This window comes from Methanohalophilus mahii DSM 5219, from assembly GCF_000025865.1.
Lineage (GTDB): Archaea > Halobacteriota > Methanosarcinia > Methanosarcinales > Methanosarcinaceae > Methanohalophilus > Methanohalophilus mahii.
Map to the genome: position 1 here is coordinate 1825096 of NC_014002.1, position 16684 is coordinate 1841779.

General features: G+C 43.7%; 21 protein-coding genes. 14 read left to right on the forward strand and 7 right to left on the reverse strand.

The features are described from left to right. Positions 1-3 precede the first annotated feature (3 nt). The 5 genes from MMAH_RS09260 to MMAH_RS09280 form a co-directional block, all read right to left on the reverse strand. Positions 4-438, reverse strand: a complete 435-nt coding sequence (locus MMAH_RS09260; protein WP_013038291.1) for a methanogenesis marker 6 protein — start codon at positions 436-438, stop codon at positions 4-6. Next, entirely contained in the window at positions 435-1997 is a 1563-nt protein-coding gene (mmp3, locus tag MMAH_RS09265) for a methyl-coenzyme M reductase-associated protein Mmp3 (RefSeq protein WP_013038292.1), read from the reverse strand. The genes MMAH_RS09260 and mmp3 overlap by 4 nt, the downstream gene beginning before the upstream one ends. A 36-nt stretch (positions 1998-2033) precedes the next feature. Then, the gene (atwA, locus tag MMAH_RS09270) at positions 2034-3641 is read right to left on the reverse strand and encodes a methyl coenzyme M reductase system, component A2 (RefSeq protein ID WP_013038293.1); all 1608 of its coding nucleotides are present in this window, start codon (positions 3639-3641) and stop codon (positions 2034-2036) included. A gap of 222 nt (positions 3642-3863) precedes the next feature. Further along, positions 3864-4673, reverse strand: a complete 810-nt coding sequence (locus tag MMAH_RS09275; RefSeq protein ID WP_013038294.1) for an HAD family hydrolase — start codon at positions 4671-4673, stop codon at positions 3864-3866. Positions 4674-4817: 144 nt separating this feature from the next. Then, positions 4818-5501 (reverse strand): thermonuclease family protein, encoded by a 684-nt coding sequence (locus MMAH_RS09280; protein ID WP_245526221.1) that lies wholly within the window; start codon positions 5499-5501, stop codon positions 4818-4820. A gap of 166 nt (positions 5502-5667) precedes the next feature. On the opposite strand from MMAH_RS09280, the gene MMAH_RS09285 reads away from it, so the two are divergent. The 12 genes from MMAH_RS09285 to MMAH_RS09340 all read left to right on the forward strand — a co-directional run bounded on the left by MMAH_RS09285 (position 5668) and on the right by MMAH_RS09340 (position 13787). After that, a complete protein-coding gene (locus tag MMAH_RS09285) occupies positions 5668-6363 on the forward strand; it encodes a matrixin family metalloprotease (RefSeq protein WP_013038296.1) in 696 nt (231 codons plus the stop codon). A 26-nt stretch (positions 6364-6389) separates the two neighbouring features. After that, positions 6390-6722, forward strand: coding sequence for a methylated-DNA--[protein]-cysteine S-methyltransferase (locus MMAH_RS09290; protein WP_245526222.1), 333 nt, complete (start codon positions 6390-6392; stop codon positions 6720-6722). 73 nt (positions 6723-6795) lie between these two features. Further along, a complete protein-coding gene (locus MMAH_RS09295; RefSeq protein WP_013038298.1) occupies positions 6796-7179 on the forward strand; it encodes a translation initiation factor IF-5A in 384 nt (127 codons plus the stop codon). Between the two features lie 8 nt (positions 7180-7187). Next, entirely contained in the window at positions 7188-8057 is an 870-nt protein-coding gene (gene speB, locus MMAH_RS09300; protein WP_013038299.1) for an agmatinase, read from the forward strand. Between the two features lie 40 nt (positions 8058-8097). Continuing rightward, entirely contained in the window at positions 8098-8751 is a 654-nt protein-coding gene (locus MMAH_RS09305) for an HVO_0476 family zinc finger protein (RefSeq protein WP_013038300.1), read from the forward strand. Continuing rightward, on the forward strand, positions 8718-9371 hold the full coding sequence (locus MMAH_RS09310; RefSeq protein WP_013038301.1) for a protein-L-isoaspartate O-methyltransferase: 654 nt from the start codon (positions 8718-8720) through the stop codon (positions 9369-9371). The genes MMAH_RS09305 and MMAH_RS09310 overlap by 34 nt, the downstream gene beginning before the upstream one ends. 76 nt (positions 9372-9447) lie before the next feature. Then, positions 9448-10461 carry a phosphate uptake regulator PhoU gene (locus MMAH_RS09315; RefSeq protein ID WP_013038302.1) on the forward strand — a complete coding sequence of 338 codons (1014 nt, stop codon included), beginning with the start codon at positions 9448-9450 and terminating at the stop codon, positions 10459-10461. Positions 10462-10543: 82 nt separating this feature from the next. Continuing rightward, positions 10544-11179 carry an Era-like GTP-binding protein gene (locus MMAH_RS09320; RefSeq protein WP_013038303.1) on the forward strand — a complete coding sequence of 212 codons (636 nt, stop codon included), beginning with the start codon at positions 10544-10546 and terminating at the stop codon, positions 11177-11179. A gap of 6 nt (positions 11180-11185) precedes the next feature. Further along, positions 11186-11545 (forward strand): DUF2073 domain-containing protein, encoded by a 360-nt coding sequence (locus MMAH_RS09325; RefSeq protein ID WP_048902195.1) that lies wholly within the window; start codon positions 11186-11188, stop codon positions 11543-11545. 14 nt (positions 11546-11559) lie between these two features. Beyond that, positions 11560-12069, forward strand: coding sequence for a hypothetical protein (locus MMAH_RS09330; RefSeq protein WP_013038305.1), 510 nt, complete (start codon positions 11560-11562; stop codon positions 12067-12069). 5 nt (positions 12070-12074) lie between these two features. Next, positions 12075-12677 (forward strand): 6-phospho-3-hexuloisomerase, encoded by a 603-nt coding sequence (gene hxlB / locus MMAH_RS09335; RefSeq protein ID WP_013038306.1) that lies wholly within the window; start codon positions 12075-12077, stop codon positions 12675-12677. A 3-nt stretch (positions 12678-12680) separates the two neighbouring features. Continuing rightward, positions 12681-13787 (forward strand): pyridoxal phosphate-dependent aminotransferase, encoded by a 1107-nt coding sequence (locus tag MMAH_RS09340; RefSeq protein ID WP_013038307.1) that lies wholly within the window; start codon positions 12681-12683, stop codon positions 13785-13787. 1 nt (position 13788) lies between these two features. On the opposite strand, the gene MMAH_RS09345 is transcribed toward MMAH_RS09340, so the two are convergent. Then, the gene (locus MMAH_RS09345; protein ID WP_013038308.1) at positions 13789-14739 is read right to left on the reverse strand and encodes an NOG1 family protein; all 951 of its coding nucleotides are present in this window, start codon (positions 14737-14739) and stop codon (positions 13789-13791) included. 117 nt (positions 14740-14856) lie between these two features. Here MMAH_RS09345 and MMAH_RS09350 point away from each other — a divergent pair, with 117 nt between their 5' ends. Then, positions 14857-15732: a CBS domain-containing protein gene (locus tag MMAH_RS09350; RefSeq protein ID WP_013038309.1), complete on the forward strand. Its 876-nt coding sequence runs from the start codon at positions 14857-14859 to the stop codon at positions 15730-15732. Between the two features lie 4 nt (positions 15733-15736). On the opposite strand, the gene MMAH_RS09355 is transcribed toward MMAH_RS09350, so the two are convergent. Further along, complete coding sequence (locus tag MMAH_RS09355) at positions 15737-16030, reverse strand: phosphoribosyl-ATP diphosphatase (RefSeq protein ID WP_013038310.1); 294 nt, start codon at positions 16028-16030, stop codon at positions 15737-15739. A 171-nt stretch (positions 16031-16201) separates the two neighbouring features. Here MMAH_RS09355 and MMAH_RS09360 point away from each other — a divergent pair, with 171 nt between their 5' ends. After that, on the forward strand, positions 16202-16591 hold the full coding sequence (locus MMAH_RS09360) for a CBS domain-containing protein (RefSeq protein WP_245526223.1): 390 nt from the start codon (positions 16202-16204) through the stop codon (positions 16589-16591). The last annotated feature ends 93 nt before the right edge of the window (positions 16592-16684 follow it).

Here is a 16684-nt window from a genome sequence, read left to right on the forward strand (position 1 = left end):
ACCTCATAATTCGGATTCAATAATATCTTTAAGTTTGGATGGTGAAATTTTGTCAGGAGATTCTTTCTTTTCAGCCGGATTATATGTCTCATACTCATCAAGAGCTCTGCTGATGATGGGCAATGTTGCTACTTCGTTTCTCAGGTAATGAAACCCCGGCCTTGGTCCTCCGCCTCTGGAAGCCCTGCAGCGACGTTTATCACCTGGTGGAAAACCCCTCTGTTTCACAAAAACATGATTCGGATCAAGCGCCCTTACTTCGGCTACTACCTTTTCCACCGACTCACGCGGACCTGTCACCATTGTCCCGAAACAGGTTTCCTTAATGGTAATATCTACATCGGACTCATAGATTTTCATCGCAGCATCAGAAGGGAGCACACTTTCTGAGTCGATCACCACAATCTTTGTAATCTCATCAACATCCTCCCCGCTCATTCAACCTCCTCCTTCTTACTTTCCAGCACGTACATGGTATCCTTTTCGGTCAATGCCCTGAATTTCTCGGGCTCAAGGATTTTTCCTATTATATTGGTACTTGAAAATTTCTCTCCGGTGGGACCAAACAAATCGTCATCCTCTGTTTTAACTCCCACAATGCCCATTCTTTTGGCGGCCTGGTTAGTAATTCCGATCTCAAAAGCTTTGGTTTTGTCCACAAGCACGTTTTCGGGCAATATTTCCTTATATTTTTCAGCGGACTTTGCGGCTTTAAATAAGTATGTATTCTCATATATCATCATAACAGGCAGTGTACCTATCGGCCTGAAAGTAAGACCCACTGCATGCCTGAAGAAATCCAGGGTTTTCGGAGCGAGTTCATCATACAGTTCAACACGGATAACCAGGGAATCCGGTGCACCGGTTGCAATTACTTTTTTTGCCAGCAGGATATCGATAGTACTTGAGGGGTTTAGTTTCACAATATTGGCATCATCCTCTTTATACCCTTCACGTACCAGTTCAACCCCCAGTCCTTCAAGATGTTTTGCAGCTTCATTAAAGCCCATACCAAGTATATTGATGGGAGCAGGATCCGTCTTTACAAATATAGAGTGACCCTTACCTGCCATGTGGATGAGTTCAATACCCTGTTCTACATGGCCAATTACAGAATGGACAACGCTGGCAGTTCTTTCATCACGGGAAATGAAAACTTTACCGGTGCCATAACCTGCAGTTCGTACCCATACCGCTCCATCCTTTCGTGTTTCAAAGTTTTCAAAGGAGCAAATTTCACCTTTCAAACTGCTGTCACTTATAAAAGAACTGGATTCATAGTCAACTTCAAAGAGGCCATCCTTGGTCAGACCAAAGAAAAATTCAGCTCCTTCAGGGGATTCAAGAGCAAGTTTTACCTTTATAAAGGTGAAGAGACCATCGCCATCCTCTAGGGTTGTATTTGTATCATATGTGACATGATGATCTGCAGATTCCTGCCATTCTATTACGGGTTCAATTTCAAGAATGCGATCAGAGCGCTCAAAACTGGTCAGAAGTTTCTTGCCACCCACAACCCTGGCAAAGGGACCATCTGCAGGTGCACCGTAATCTGCAGAATGTTCTGCAAGGGAAAAAAGAAGATGGAAATTAGAAGGGTTATACCCCCCGGCTGAAAATAATACATCATATTTATCCAGCTTTGTGGGATTTCTTTCCGGTTTCAGAGATTCCGGGAAGGGGCCAAATACTGTGGCATCCTTGCTATCCCAGCGCAGGGAAATTCCTTCATATTGCTTGAAACCTTCCATCCATCTGCGGGCAGAAGCCGAAGAAGAATCAATTATTTCAAGACGTAATTCTCCTTTTGTGGTCTTGACACGATACTCTTTTACACTTTCAGAACGGACACTTTCCGACTTTTTAAGAATGCCCACGGATGCACCTTTTTTGTATGGCGCATCTGCTGCATCGATGGCTTTCTGTACGGTAGCACCATCCGGGAGAGAGAACTTCTCACCGTTGACAAGTACTTGAATCGTCCCTAATTCCTCCAATCACTACATAGAGAGCACTTAGCAATAAAGTTACTGTTAAGGAACTTCTTCAAGTTCCTTTTCAGTAAGCTGGGAAAGAACGGTTTCCGGTTCTCCGATATCAACTATCTTTGAGTCCCTCATTAGTGCTACACGGTCACAGATATCAGTCAGGAAATCCATATCATGAGACACGATCACAAATGTATTACCCATCTCTTCCCTTGCCTTCAGGATAGATTTGGTTACCTCGGTCCTTGTGATCGGATCCATTGTACCGGTAGGCTCATCCATTAAAATGATATTTGGTTCTTTCATTAAAATCTGGGCCAGAGCAACCCTGTGCCTCTCCCCTTCACTTATCTCATCGGCCATCTTAGGAAGAATGGATTTGGCCTTATTTTCAGTAAAGCCGGTTGTCACAAGAGTGTTGATAGCCTTCCTGGTAGCAAGTTCGTAGGGAAGATCAATCCCGATGGATTCGGTCAGGTTATCGATGATTGTCCTGTGTGTGTACAGACCATATTCCTGATGCAGTATACCCATGTAGCGAACTGCACGACCTCTGTTGTCAGCTCCGGGTTCCCTCATATTCACCCACTCATCACCAACGCGAACATGCACTGCCCCGCTTGTTGGTTGCACATTGCCCATGAGCATTTCAGAAGTAGTTGTCTTCCCTGCACCACTGGTACCTGCAAGCCCGAATATCTCACCTTCCTTCACATTAAAACTCACACCGCCTACAGCATAGACCACACCCCTTGAAACGGAGATGTATTTTTTCACAAGGTCCTCCACTCTGATGATATCCTCGCCTACATTGCCTTTTTCCCATTCACCAATGTCAGTGACCATTTTCATAAAGTCGCGGGAGACATCACATGCATCACCCTCACATACAATTTCCCCTTCCTCAAGGATAATTGCCCTGTCAGCGAGGTCTTCAATGACATCTGACCAGTGGGAGGTGATTATCATTGTCATGTTGTGGGAGGAAACCGTATCCTCTACAACATCATGTACCACTTTTGCTGTCCTGGGGTCCAGGGTTCCTGTCGGTTCGTCGGCAAGCAGCAGCATGGGATTTCTCACAAGCTGGCGCGCAAGAACTACCCTCTGTTTCTCCCCACCGCTTAAATCACGGGCCACATGCATCATCCTGTGGGAGAGACGAACCTCCTCCAGCAGTTCTACGGCACGTTCCATTGCATCGGGGCCACTATAACCAATTTCTGTCAGGGAATTTACTACATTGGCAATTACCCTGTCATCTCCATAAAGGGCAAAGGTCCTCTGGAGCATAATCGCAACCCTTCGGGATACTGCTCTGCGTTCGTTATTATGAATGCCAAGTTTTGCAAAATCCGCTTCGAACGCTTCAAAGTTACTGTTTTCGCAGTGTGAACAGGCCTTCCCCACCATACTGGGCGGCTCTATATAACCACATTTTGCACAGCGTGCAACGTGATAAATTATTGAACCTGTGATTTCATTTAATTCCTCGGCACCACGAAGCGCATGCATCAATACCGTTTTACCGGAACCGCTTTTTCCCAGGATTCCGACAACTTCACCTTCATTTATGTTGAGATTGATATTCTTTAAGACCGCTGCACCATTGAAAGAGATGGTAAGGTCTTTGATCTCGATGAATAATGACATTTGAGTACCTCCAAAATGGATAATATCAGACCTGTTTAGAGGTTATACAGTAAATGTACTTAACGTTTTGCACGGTATGCACAAAACCATAAACCTGAGAGCAGGCCCAACATAACCAAAAATTTAAATCTGGTATTTTATATCTGGATTACATTGAACACTACATAAACGTAACGCATAATTATTTCGCTGTTAACTTTTTAAAACCGGCTTACGCTAGTGTTAAGATGAAATTATCTCATCTGCAAACCTGACAACCTCGGCAATATTACCTACCACAACATCGGCAGATTCCTGCAATCTGGAAGGTCGGGAGTCACCCTGTTGAACTGTAAGAATTCCTAAATCGGCCGATCTTAATGCCAGCATATCGTTCATTCCATCCCCTACCATAATGACTTTATTGTACTTCTTTTTTAGATCCTGAACTATTCTTTCCTTGTCAAATGTAGAGGCGATATCAAAAACCCCATCAATAGGAACACCAATGCAGTGAGAGAGCCTGCTGAGGTTTTTCATGCTATCTCCTGAGGCAATATAGAGCCCCGCTCCCCTTTGATGAAGAGTTTGCAAAGTGTCCCTGCTTTCAGGATAAAGGCGGCCCCCAGTACTAACCACATAGGTTACTGACTGCTCAACAATATCTACTATCAAGCCACACGCCAGGTAAAATATATTGGGACAACGGGTCTTTACCCTGCAAAATACTTCCTGAACATCCCCGAGCACCACATCGCTTTGCTTTACTATTTTAGAAATATCGGACGGGGAAACCTCCCCGTTGGAACAACTCACATCCAGCTCTACGTGTTCTTTTTCCATGAAATCCGAAAGTAACCGGCGGGGTTGTGACTCCAGTATCCTCTCCATATCGGCATGGATCACTACAAGTGCCCTGCCTTTGCGACCTGCCACAAGCATCGTGCTTTCTACATCTTCCAGCATCATCCCGTTGGACATATCCCTGGCAACACGATACATATGTAACAATGTTCCCGCACTGTCAAAGACCACTGCCAGTTTGTTTTCCATACTGGATAAAGCGAGAGAAGCCGATTAATATTTTTCGTCCGAAATTGCAGTCTGGCTATGTTAATAGCATGAAGGATAATTATGATGCTACATTCTCAACGATAAATCAATCCTAATTCCAACGACAAACAGCAATCTTAGAATTCATCCCACAATTTCAATCTGTGAACCATCACTCACCTCAATCTCTGGTGTACCCTTGTAATCTATGATCTTGCCTGTCACAAGCACATTTTTACCGTCATAGTAAGCATCAGGAGATTGGGGAAAGTTTGACCAGCTGTCCTGCCATATAATTACAGTGAAGTAGCCTTTATAAGGGTCATGGAAATTTAGATAGATTATACCATCCTCTTCATTTTTGGCCGTTGATAACACTGTACCCTCGACAGTTCTCACCTGGCCTACATAGTTATCTGCTTCCAGGTAAAAGATTACTGCTGTGTCACTATTTGCCAGATAGGACCAGATTCCCACCTGCTCATTTCTTGCCCGTTGTTGTGCATCGTTGAAAATATGCTGATATTTTATATCGGGCTCATAGGTTTTGGACAGAGCCAGACCTTCTTCCACAAGCTCCCTGTTTACCAGTTCACCGTCAAGCCAAACATATCTCAATAAACGGTCATAAGTATCCCGGTTACTGCTATCCCCTTCCAGCAAAACCTGCTTACCTTCCACCCGGGTGGACAAATAATCTTTTGCCTCGGCATAATAGGATTCATCTATCTCCGGTGAATCTATCCCGATAAGTCTCACTTTCTCCCCGGAATCCGTCACGAAAGTATCCCCATCTATCACTTTGACAACCGTTGTAGTCGAGTTCACAATCCGGTTCTCATCCGAAGAAAGACACCCACACGAAATGAGTATAAGAAGGGTAACGATCAAGATCAATGACTTTTTAAACATAGGAAGAAAATAATTCTGCTCCTATTAAAATATAATTGTACCCCGGGCAATCTTTATTTTTGATGGAGGATTATTGATTGGCATGAAAAAGCCGGCTAAAAAAATCCTTTTTGTACTACTTGCCATTATGATATTATTCACCGGTACCTCCCTTGCAAATATTGAAAAAATATCAGACGACCCCTGGGAACACAGCCCCATAACAGTATATATAGATGATAAGGATACGCCTGAACACTACAGCCCCACCTACAGAGAACAGGTAGAAATTGCCCTGGATTACTGGGAAAAGGGTGGCAACGGAGCCCTCAGTTACCAGCCTGTGTTCAGAATCATCGACAATCCTGACGCTGACATAAATGTTCGGTGGGTGGAAAATCTTGAAAAGGTCGAAGGAGCCGATGAAGGAGTGGCCGGATACTGTAGACCCACCATTACCGGGAACAAATACCTGCATGCTGAAATCGTGCTGGAGGTCGGAAATTACCAGGGGTTTTCATGGGTACAATATGGCGATGCAAACATGCAGGAGGTATCCAAGCATGAGGTAGGACATGCCCTGGGACTGGGCCACAGTACTGACCGCTCGGATATCATGTATCCCAGTTATGAACAACGTGACAACATCAATCCCCTTCTCCTGAAATCAACTTTACCCTACCTGATAGGTGCACTCATAGTAATCGTAACCATAATCGGATACCACGGCATCGGCTGGAGAAAAATGCGCAAGCAGCGCAAACAAATCGAGAAGGATGTTTTTGAAAGCAAAAAATGAATATGCAAAACCTTTGCTATGATATAATGAGATATCTCGCAGGCGAGTATGTGGATTTCATGAAATACGATCTGGACCTTACGCATCTTACAAAGTTCCAGAGGGAAGTCCTGGAAGCCACCCGTAAAATCCCTTACGGACAAACACGCACCTATGGGCAACTGGCAGAAGACATTGGTAAAAGCAAAGCAAGCCGGGCAGTCGGCCGTGTGCTTAATAAAAATCCCTATCCACTGGTAATTCCCTGCCACAGAGTAGTTGCTAAAAATAGCATAGGTGGCTATGCCGGTGGCAAAGAATTAAAGAAAAAATTACTGGAAATGGAAAAAGCCATTGATTACGATGAATCAGTTCGTTAAGTTGATATAAGGGAACCGAAAATTATACCCCTGACTATCAAATGTTCATAATTTATCAAAGGAGTATAATCACATGAAACAACAGGTTGAAGTAAAGGAACTCAAGGAAGGTAAATACGTAATTATCGATGACGAACCATGCATTATCAAGGGCCTGTCAAAATCCAAACCCGGAAAACACGGTTCTGCTAAAGCAAGAATTGATGCAGTTGGTATTTTTGATGGACAAAAACGTTCAATCGTAAGCTCTGTTTCCTCAAAAACCTTTGTGCCTATTGTCGAAAGGAAAAGTGCACAGGTTCTTTCCGTTTCAGGAGACATCGCCCAGCTCATGGACATGGAAGACTACTCCACCTTCGAAATGCAGATCCCTGATGAATACAAGGATAGGGTGAACGAAGGAGGAGATATTTCATACATAACCGCAATGGGCAAAATGAAGATTGACCTTCGTTAAATAATAAAATGTTCTACCAGCCCCTTATGATGGATGCCCTGCGGGATTACGGGGCTGCAAAATATGTTATATTCGGAGTCCCTTTTGACGGGACTTCCTCTTACAGGCCGGGAAGCCGCAGGGCTCCGGACGCTATGAGACAGGCATCTGAAAATTTTGAAAGTTACAATTCTTTTTTTGATATTGACCTTGCATCCATCCCGATTCATGATGCAGGCAATCTTGAAGTTTATTCTTCCGTTGATGAAACTCTCAGGGACCTTTACTATGATACCAGAGACATAGTAAAAAATAAAAAGATTCCTATAATGATGGGCGGGGAACACTCCCTTACCCTTTCCACTGTTAAAGCCTGTGCAAAAGACACTGATAACATTGGTGTGATCGTATTGGATGCACATTTTGACCTGCGGGAAGAGTTTGGTGGAGTGAAAAACAACCATGCGTGCGTCAGCCGGCATATCTTAGAAGAGGCCACCGACAGGTATGCATGCATTGGAACAAGAAGCGGACCCCGGGAAGAATGGGATTTTGCAAAAGATAATAACATATCCTATTACACTCCGGAAAATGTAAAAGAATACTCTGCCAAAAAACTTGCTACAAAGGTTATGAAAGAAATAGGAACCTCACAGTTCTACCTTTCCCTGGACATGGACTGTCTGGACCCTGCTTATGCCCCGGCAACAGGTACTCCTGAACCCTTTGGTCTTGATCCCTGGCAGGTCAGGGACCTGATACATGCTTTTGCCCCACACACAGTTGGTTTTGATATTATGGAAATTGCTCCGGACTATGACAGGGGACAGACATCCCTACTCGGTGCAAAACTACTGAGGGAATTCATAGCCGCCCATGCAGCCGGCAATATCCAATAAGCATCAATTAGATATATACCCTCAAACCTAACTGGCGATTATGAGTGAAGAGATCGAGACCACATGCCCTGCATGCTCACCACAGGAATTCGTGTGGCACGACATACTGAAGGATGGACAGAATATGCTTGTCCGGTGCCAGATTTGCGGTGATGTACATCCCACAGAGATAGAGACAGAGAAGACCATCCCGGTAAGAATAATTATCAGTAGAGGGGATGAATCTTTCAAGACAAATGCACTTTTTGAAGAGACACAGGTTGTCACAACAAACGAAGAATTGGTTGTGGAAGACCAAAACGGTGAAGACGTATATCCCATACAGATCACTTCCATCGAAACACCCACAAAACGTGAAGAATACGCAAAGATTGCAGATGTTGAAACCATCTGGGCACGTGCAATTGATGAAGTCGATGTAAAAATATCCGTACAATCCATAGGAAATACCAACCCCTACACAAAAAGAGTATCAGGAGAAGAACTATTTGAAGTCGGCCTGGAATACGAAGCGGGAGGAGAACGCTTCAGGATCACAAGAATAAAGATACGTGGGGGAAAATTCAGGTTTAAAAGGGGAGACAAAGTTGAGGCCAAATATATAAAAAGAATCTTCGGCAGGGTGGCCTATAAGAAAGGATGGGGAGGGGGCAGGACCGCTTGGAGTATGAAGAGAAACGTAAGGAACTGGTAAAACAGATCAGAGAAGAAGGAATCGGAAATCAGGTGCTTGAAGCTATGGGGAAAGTTCCCAGGCACCTTTTTGTTTCCGAAGATCTTAAGAATTCTGCATATATTGACTCCCCCTTACCCATAGGGAACAGGCAAACGATTTCAGCACCACATATGGTAGCCATAATGTGTGATGTCCTGAATATAGAGAAAGGCATGAAGATACTTGAAATCGGGGCCGGTTCCGGATACAATGCTGCTGTGATGGCCGAAATGGTAGGCAAAGAGGGGCATATATACAGCATTGAAAGAATCTCTTTTTTAAAGCAGTTTGCCGAAATTAACCTTAAAAACGCGGGTTACGCAAATGTTACGGTCATCGAAGGCGACGGCACCCTCGGTTATCCCCCACAGGCCCCATATGAACGTATATGCGTAACCTCTGCAGCTCCATCAATTCCTCAACCTCTCAAAGAGCAACTTTCAGCTGGCGGAATCATGGTTATTCCTGTTGGCAAATACATGCAAAACCTGATTCTTGTCCACAAACTTGATGGCGGGACTTTCACAGAGGGAAACCTTGGCAGCGTCATTTTTGTACCTCTTATTGGAAAATACGGGTACAGAGAATCTATTGAATGAAAAATATATACGATGGACATATATACAATGAATCCATCTATATACGCATATATAGTGATGACGAATAAATAGAGGGATGGATATAGAAACAAGAAAAGTACAGCAAACCGGAGGTTCTACATACATTATCTCCCTCCCAAAACCCTGGGCACAGAGAATGGGAGTTGAAGCCGGCTCCAGAGTATCCGTCAGAAACCAACCTGATGGGTCCCTTAATATAGCCACTCTGGATACCACAACAAAACCCAAAAAACGTAAGATGGAAATCACCAATTACAAGGGAGAAGGCCTGATACGTAACATAATTGCCGCCTATGTTGCCGGTTATGATCTTATCGAACTTGTTTCCCCAAGAATACTTGCCGAACAGAAAAAAATAATACGTGAAGTTTGCCACAAATTGATCGGCCCTGAAATCATCGAGGAAACTTCCAAAAGTGTCCTCATACAGGATTTACTCAACCCTGAAGAAGTTTCCATCAAAAAAAGTATCCGCAGGATGTACCTTATTTCCACTTCTATGCACAAGGACGCCATCCAGTCCCTCAGGACCGGTGAAAAAGACCTTGCACTTGATGTAATGCTCAGGGATGATGAAGTGGACAGATTGTTTTTGCTTATCTCAAAGCAGTTCCGCTCCCTGTTCAGAGGTACACGTCTTGCCGATACCACAGAGACATCCATTGATGAATATCATGATTTCCGACTTGTTGCAAGTTCCCTGGAAAGGATTGCAGACCATGCCCACAGAATCGCAGGAGTTACCAGAAAACTGCAAGGGCCTGTTCCCGAAGAAATAATGGAACCTATAGAAAAGGCGAGCGAGGATGCACGCAGCACTGTGGAAGCGGCAATTGATGCCCTTTATGGTTGTGATGTGAAACTGGCGAATAAAACCATTGATAACATACAGCACATAAAAACCGATATTGACAAACTCAATGCATCCTTTATGAAACTAAAAGATGTAGGGACTGTGGTCGGGCTGGGAACCGTGGCCGATAGTATAGAGAGGACAGCAGAATATGGGACAAATATTGCTGAGACTGCTATAAATATGTCCATCGCCACTACAGAGGAAAGTGCCTGAATTGAAAAACAGACGCTTATTTATATAATGATAATATCAGAAACCAAGAGGACAATTCCCACATTATAAATGGAGGAAATAGATGGGAGTAATAAGATCATTGAAAAGAAACTTCACAGGTTTCCTGAAGAAAATGCTCAATAAAAAAAGTGCAAGGATTGGCATTTATGGACCCCCAAATGCAGGCAAGACCACCCTTGCAAACCGCATACTTCGTGACTGGACAGGAGATGCTATGGGATCAGTATCCAATGTCGCACACGAAACACGTCGTGCCAGGAGGAGAGAAGGAGTAACTATCAAAGGCAATGGTAATTCACTGTCACTTGATATTATAGATACTCCCGGTCTTGCCACAAAGATAGATTTCCATGAATTCATGGAGCAGGGGATGAGTGAAGCAGAATCTAAACGCAGAGCAAAAGAAGCCACCGAAGGAGTTATTGAAGCGGTCAAATGGCTGGAAAACCTTGACGGTATAATCCTTGTAATGGATGCAACCGAGGACCCGTTTACACAGGTAAATGTCACTGTCATAGGAAATATGGAAGCTCGTGGTCTTCCGCTCTTAATCGCTGCCAACAAGATCGATCGTGAAGATTCATCGCCTTCAACAATAAGGGAAGCGTTCCCCCAGCATCCACTCGTTGCCATATCTGCCCTTGAAGGAAAGAACATTGATACTCTTTATGAGGAAATTGCAAAGAGATTTGGGTGATTTGAAATGCAGGGTATTCAAATGGATTTACTTTCAGAGGATCGTCTTGCAAGGATGAGCCCTGTGGAAAAGGTTCGTTTCATCATTGATGAAGTCAAAAACGGCAAAATCCTTGTACTTGAAAGAGGACTCAGTCCTGAAGAGGAAGCCAACCTTATCGAGATGACAATGACACAAATAGCACCTGATGAATTCTCAGGTATCGAAATGGAGACATATCCAGCCCATGAAACAAAGTCTTTTTTGGGAAAACTTTTCAACAAAGGTCCAAAAGGCAGACTGACCCTTATTGGTCCGGCCGATCAGCTCAAGACCCTTAAGAAAGACAGGGATATGATTACAGCATTGGTTTCCTCAAACAGATAAGCGTTGTTTAAACTATGGAATCCATAGAAAGAGACATAAAGGGAAATACCATCAACCAATCCATTTCATCTTATGAAATGGGAAGAGATGACGTCAATGTCATTTGTACCTATGGAAAAATATCGGTGTGGTTTGGCAGGCAGACTCCTGAAGTAGTGGTTGGGAGAATCCTTATTTCTATTTCCCGGATTGATAAATCCGCTGTCCATGAAGTGGAGATCGTTTGTCCTTTTGAGAAAATAACAGAATATGAAAGTCACGGCTATATATTGGTATCCTATGCTAAATGTGAAGGTGGTTACAGAGCTACATTCCACATCCCCTTCTATAACAAAAAAGCCCTTTTCTTTTTTGCAGAACATATCGTCAGAAAATTGCAGCAGAGAGATGTAAAAATAGATATATACTGGAACGGGGACGATTCCGACATCACCCGATTAACAGAGAATCTCAAAGAAATTGATGACTGGAAAGTAAAAAACATAAATTACAAGGATAACAGTAAAGAAAAACAGGAGAAATAAGGAATATGAATACCTGTAATGAATGTGAACACCTCACATTATCCATGGAATTGATGGCCGACCACATAAAGAACATAGCACAGAGGCTTGACAAGGAAAGTATCAAAAAAACCATTGAGTATATAATGGATGCAGATTCCATTTTTATAATGGGAGCGGGGAGATCCGGCCTTGTTGGGAAAGCTTTTGCCATGCGCCTTATGCACCTGGGATTTAAAAGTTATGTCGTAGGAGAATCCACAACCCCTGCGGTACACAAAAACGATGTAGTAATTGCCATATCCGGATCAGGTGAAACACGTTCAGTATCCGACCTGGGAAGAATTGCAAAGGATATAGGAGCAACCCTGATAACAGTAACCTCCAACAGGGATTCCACACTTGGCCATATATCAGATGCAACCCTGGAAATACATGGACGCAGCAAGGAAGATGCCGGTGGCTACCTTGAAAGACATATGAGAGGAGAATATTCCCACCTCACACCCCTGGGCACCTCTTTTGAAATTTCTTCCCTTGTATTCCTTGATGCCCTTGTTGCAGAATTGATCTTTATCACAGGTGCATCAGAAGCTGACCTTAAATCGCGCCACACCAAACTGGAGTGAAACATGTTTGCCGGGAAATTCTCGCAGAGAGTACATGAAATTGATATATCCGGCATCCGCAAGATATTCGAAGCGGCCGGATCGGATGCCATCAATCTGGGATTGGGCCAGCCGGATTTCGACACACCCGAACATGTCAAAAAGGGTGCAATCGATGCCATAAACGAAGGATTTACAGGCTATACCCTTGGACCCGGCACCATAGAACTCAGGGAGGCACTGAGCAAAAAGTTCCGGGAAGAAAATTCAATTGCAACCACACCAGATGATATAATCGTAACATCCGGTGCCTCAGAGGGCCTGGAAATCGCACTTGCATCATTGGTAAACCAGGGTGATGAAGTTCTTCTTGCAGATCCTGGTTTCGTATCATATTCATCCCTTACAGGAATCATGGGAGGGAAAAGTATCGGTGTGCCCCTGTCCGATGACCTGAGAATGCAACCTGAAGATGTGATGGAAAAGATCACATCAAAAACCAAAGCTTTTATCGTGAATTCCCCCTCCAACCCCACAGGAGCGGTCCAGACGGAAAAGGACATGAAAGGTTTTGCCGAGATTGCAGATGATTACAACCTGGCACTGATTTCTGATGAGGTCTATGAACATTTCATCTATGAAGGAGAACATGTCAGTCCTGCCCGGTATTCTGATAATGTAATTACCGTGAATGCAACTTCAAAGACCTATGCGATGACCGGCTGGAGACTGGGATACGTAACCGCTTCTTCAGAATATATCCAGCAAATGTTAAAAGTTCATCAATATGTACAGGCATGTGCATGTTCCATATCCCAGAGGGCTGCCCTTGAGGCCATTCAGGGACCACTTGACCCGGTTGTACATATGCGCGAAGAATTCAAAAAGCGCAGGGATGTTCTCCTAGAAGGGCTCAATGATATGGGTATCAAATGCCACAAGCCCGCGGGTGCATTTTATGCATTCCCCGAAGTCGAACCTGAATACGCCCAGCAACTTATCTCAAAAGGAGTGGTGGTTGTGCCGGGTGAAGCATTCGGCGAAGGTGGTACAGGGCATATGCGAATATCATATGCCACCTCCATGCAAAACATAAAAAAAGCAATGGAAATTATGAAAGAGACACTTTAAATTATTCTTCCAGGCGCTCGAGTAACAATGAAAGCGCCTCATCTATTCCTTCACCGGAGAGTGTGGACATTTCAATATCCACTTTAACCGTATTGTTTTCAAAAAGATCCAATTTATTTGCAGCTACCAGCACAGGCAATCCAAAATTATTCCGTACATCATCAAGCAATTTTACCTGCTGGGATATTTCATAGCCACAGGTTTCACTGGGATCAAGGATGAAAATTACCACTGCATCAAGATATTTCAGAGCAGTAATAGCCTGCATTTCCACTTCGTTGCGATCCGACATCGGGCGATCGAGCAGACCGGGAGTGTCAATTACCTGATAGCGGTTATACCCTCGCATAAAGTGACCAATCGTAACACCCTTGGTTGTAAAGGGATACGAAGCAACCTCCGGTCTTGCATCGGTGACAGCAGCCACAAAACTCGACTTACCCACATTGGGATACCCGGCCACAACTATTGTGGGTTCTTCCCTCACATCCGGCAACTTGCGAAGCTTGTTTCGGGCTTCATTCAGATATAAAAGGTCCTTCTTTATGGATGAAATGACAGAAGCCATCCTGCCAAAAGCTTCTTTTCTCACCTGTGGTGATGAAGAGGCACCCCTCATTTTCTGGACATATTCCCTGGAGAGATCATGGATCTTATAGGATGCCCAGTCAAGCCGCGATAAGGATTGCCTCATCCTGTCGACATCCACAAGAATCTGGGCCAGTTCATAATAAAAAGGAGGGATGGTTTCAAAACTGGGAAACCTCCTCACAATGTTGGAGAGATTATCAGTCAGGATGTTACCTGCAGTAAGTACCATTGATTCATCTGCTTTCAGAGCAGCCTCCCTACCTTTTCTCTCCTTACCTGCATTTGCACGACTGGCCCGCCTGAAAGCCTTGTCCACAAGTTCATCTTCTGTAGGTACTGTACTAATCTTCTCAAATATCATGATGTGATTACCTTCCGATTGCGACAAACACAAGTAAGATATATAGTCTTTATTCTGCAAAAACACTATTTATAAATACAGCTTTTGATTATTTCTTATTATAAAACGGTGGTCATCATGGAACTTACTCCAATTCAGAAAGAAATACTAATTGCATTGATAAACTTACAACGTCAGAAAGATTCGGCTGTTAAAGGGGAAGAGATCGCCGATCTGATTGACCGTAATCCAGGAACTGTCCGCAACCAGATGCAGTCTCTGAAAATGCTCGGACTCGTAGAAGGAGTACCTGGTCCAAAAGGAGGGTACCGTGCCACAGGTACCGCCTATGAAGCTCTTTGTGTCACATCCATGGAACATGAAGCAATTGTGCCCATCTATCGTAACGGGGAACTTGTACAGGGAGCTACAGCTGCTGAGATTATATTCACAACTGTCAGGCATCCCGAACTTTGCAATGGCAGAATCAAAGTAATAGGCAATGTACGCAATTTCCTCGAAGGAGATCAGGTACAGGTAGGCCCGACACCTGTAAACAGGCTGACAGTCCGCGGGGAAATTGTAGGCAGGGATGATACTGAAAATTCCCTTCTTTTCTCAATAAACGAAATGGTTTCACTACCCAAAAAATCCGTCAAACATTACATAACTCACCAGCCAATTTATGTGAGTGTTAATTCAACCATCCAGGAGGCTGCTCGTATACTGGTAAGCAACAATATACATGGTGCACCTGTGGAAGATAACGGTAAGATGGTCGGGATTGTGACGTTCACAGACATCGGAGAAGCTCTTGCGAGCGGAAAAATGACCCTTAAAGTCAAAGACATTATGACAAAGGAACTGATCACCATTAACGGAAATTCTTCTCTCAGTGATGCAGTCCAGATTTTCAATAAGTACGATATCGGAAGACTTGTGGTAACACTCAACGACGAGCCAGCAGGCCTGTTATCAAAAACCGATGTACTCCACGAACTTGCCGTTTACTGAGATGTCAGTGCCGTCTGCCTTTCATCTCAGCAGATATCTCATCCAGGGTAATATTGTTGGCTGAAAGCATGACCAGCATGTGGAAAAACAAATCGCAGGATTCCTCAATAATCCTGTCCTTCTGTCCATTTTTTGCTGCAAGGATTACTTCGGTGGACTCTTCGCCTATTTTTTCCAGAATCTTATCCATTCCCTTGTTGTGTTTCAGGAGAGAACATACATAAGAACCCTCAACTGCGTTTTCTTTGCGATCTTCTATAACATCATATACATCTTCTAGAACTGAAATTGAACTCATTGATAATCACTCCCTGAAGAAAGGAATACAAGTTTTCCAAAGGATATATGGTATTATATGATTTTCCCTCCTTAAACAGCCAATGCCTATATATGCTTGCAAAAAATAAATTAAATGAGGAAGAGGTAAATGATACCTTTCCAAGGAGTCAGAAAAATGATAGGGGAAAATATGCAGGTAAAAGATGCAATGAGCAGAGGAGTGGTTACAGTGCCAATGGATGCAACCGCAGCAGAGGTTGCAGAAACAATGGCAAATCGTGATGTTTCTGCTGTTGTAGCAGTTGACGAAAATGGTGAAACCTTTGGATTTGTTTCCGAAATGGATATTCTCTCCAGACTCGGAGACAAAAACTGGGAGATTGCTTCAATAGAGGACCTTATGGCATCATCTGTTGAAACCGTGAATCCGGGTATGAAACTAAAGGATGCGGCAAAACAGATGGCTGAAAAACACATACATCGCCTGATAGTAATGTCAGAGGATAAAGTCGGTGCGTCCTACAGGCCAATTGGGATACTGAGCCCGATAGACGTCATAAAATATCTTTTCAGAAAATAAATAGGATGACGTTGGAAGAAAAACCAATATGACGGGATACCTTTTTAGCTTTTCAGCCAACGTCTTATCATCCAATTAACATTGGCAAATATA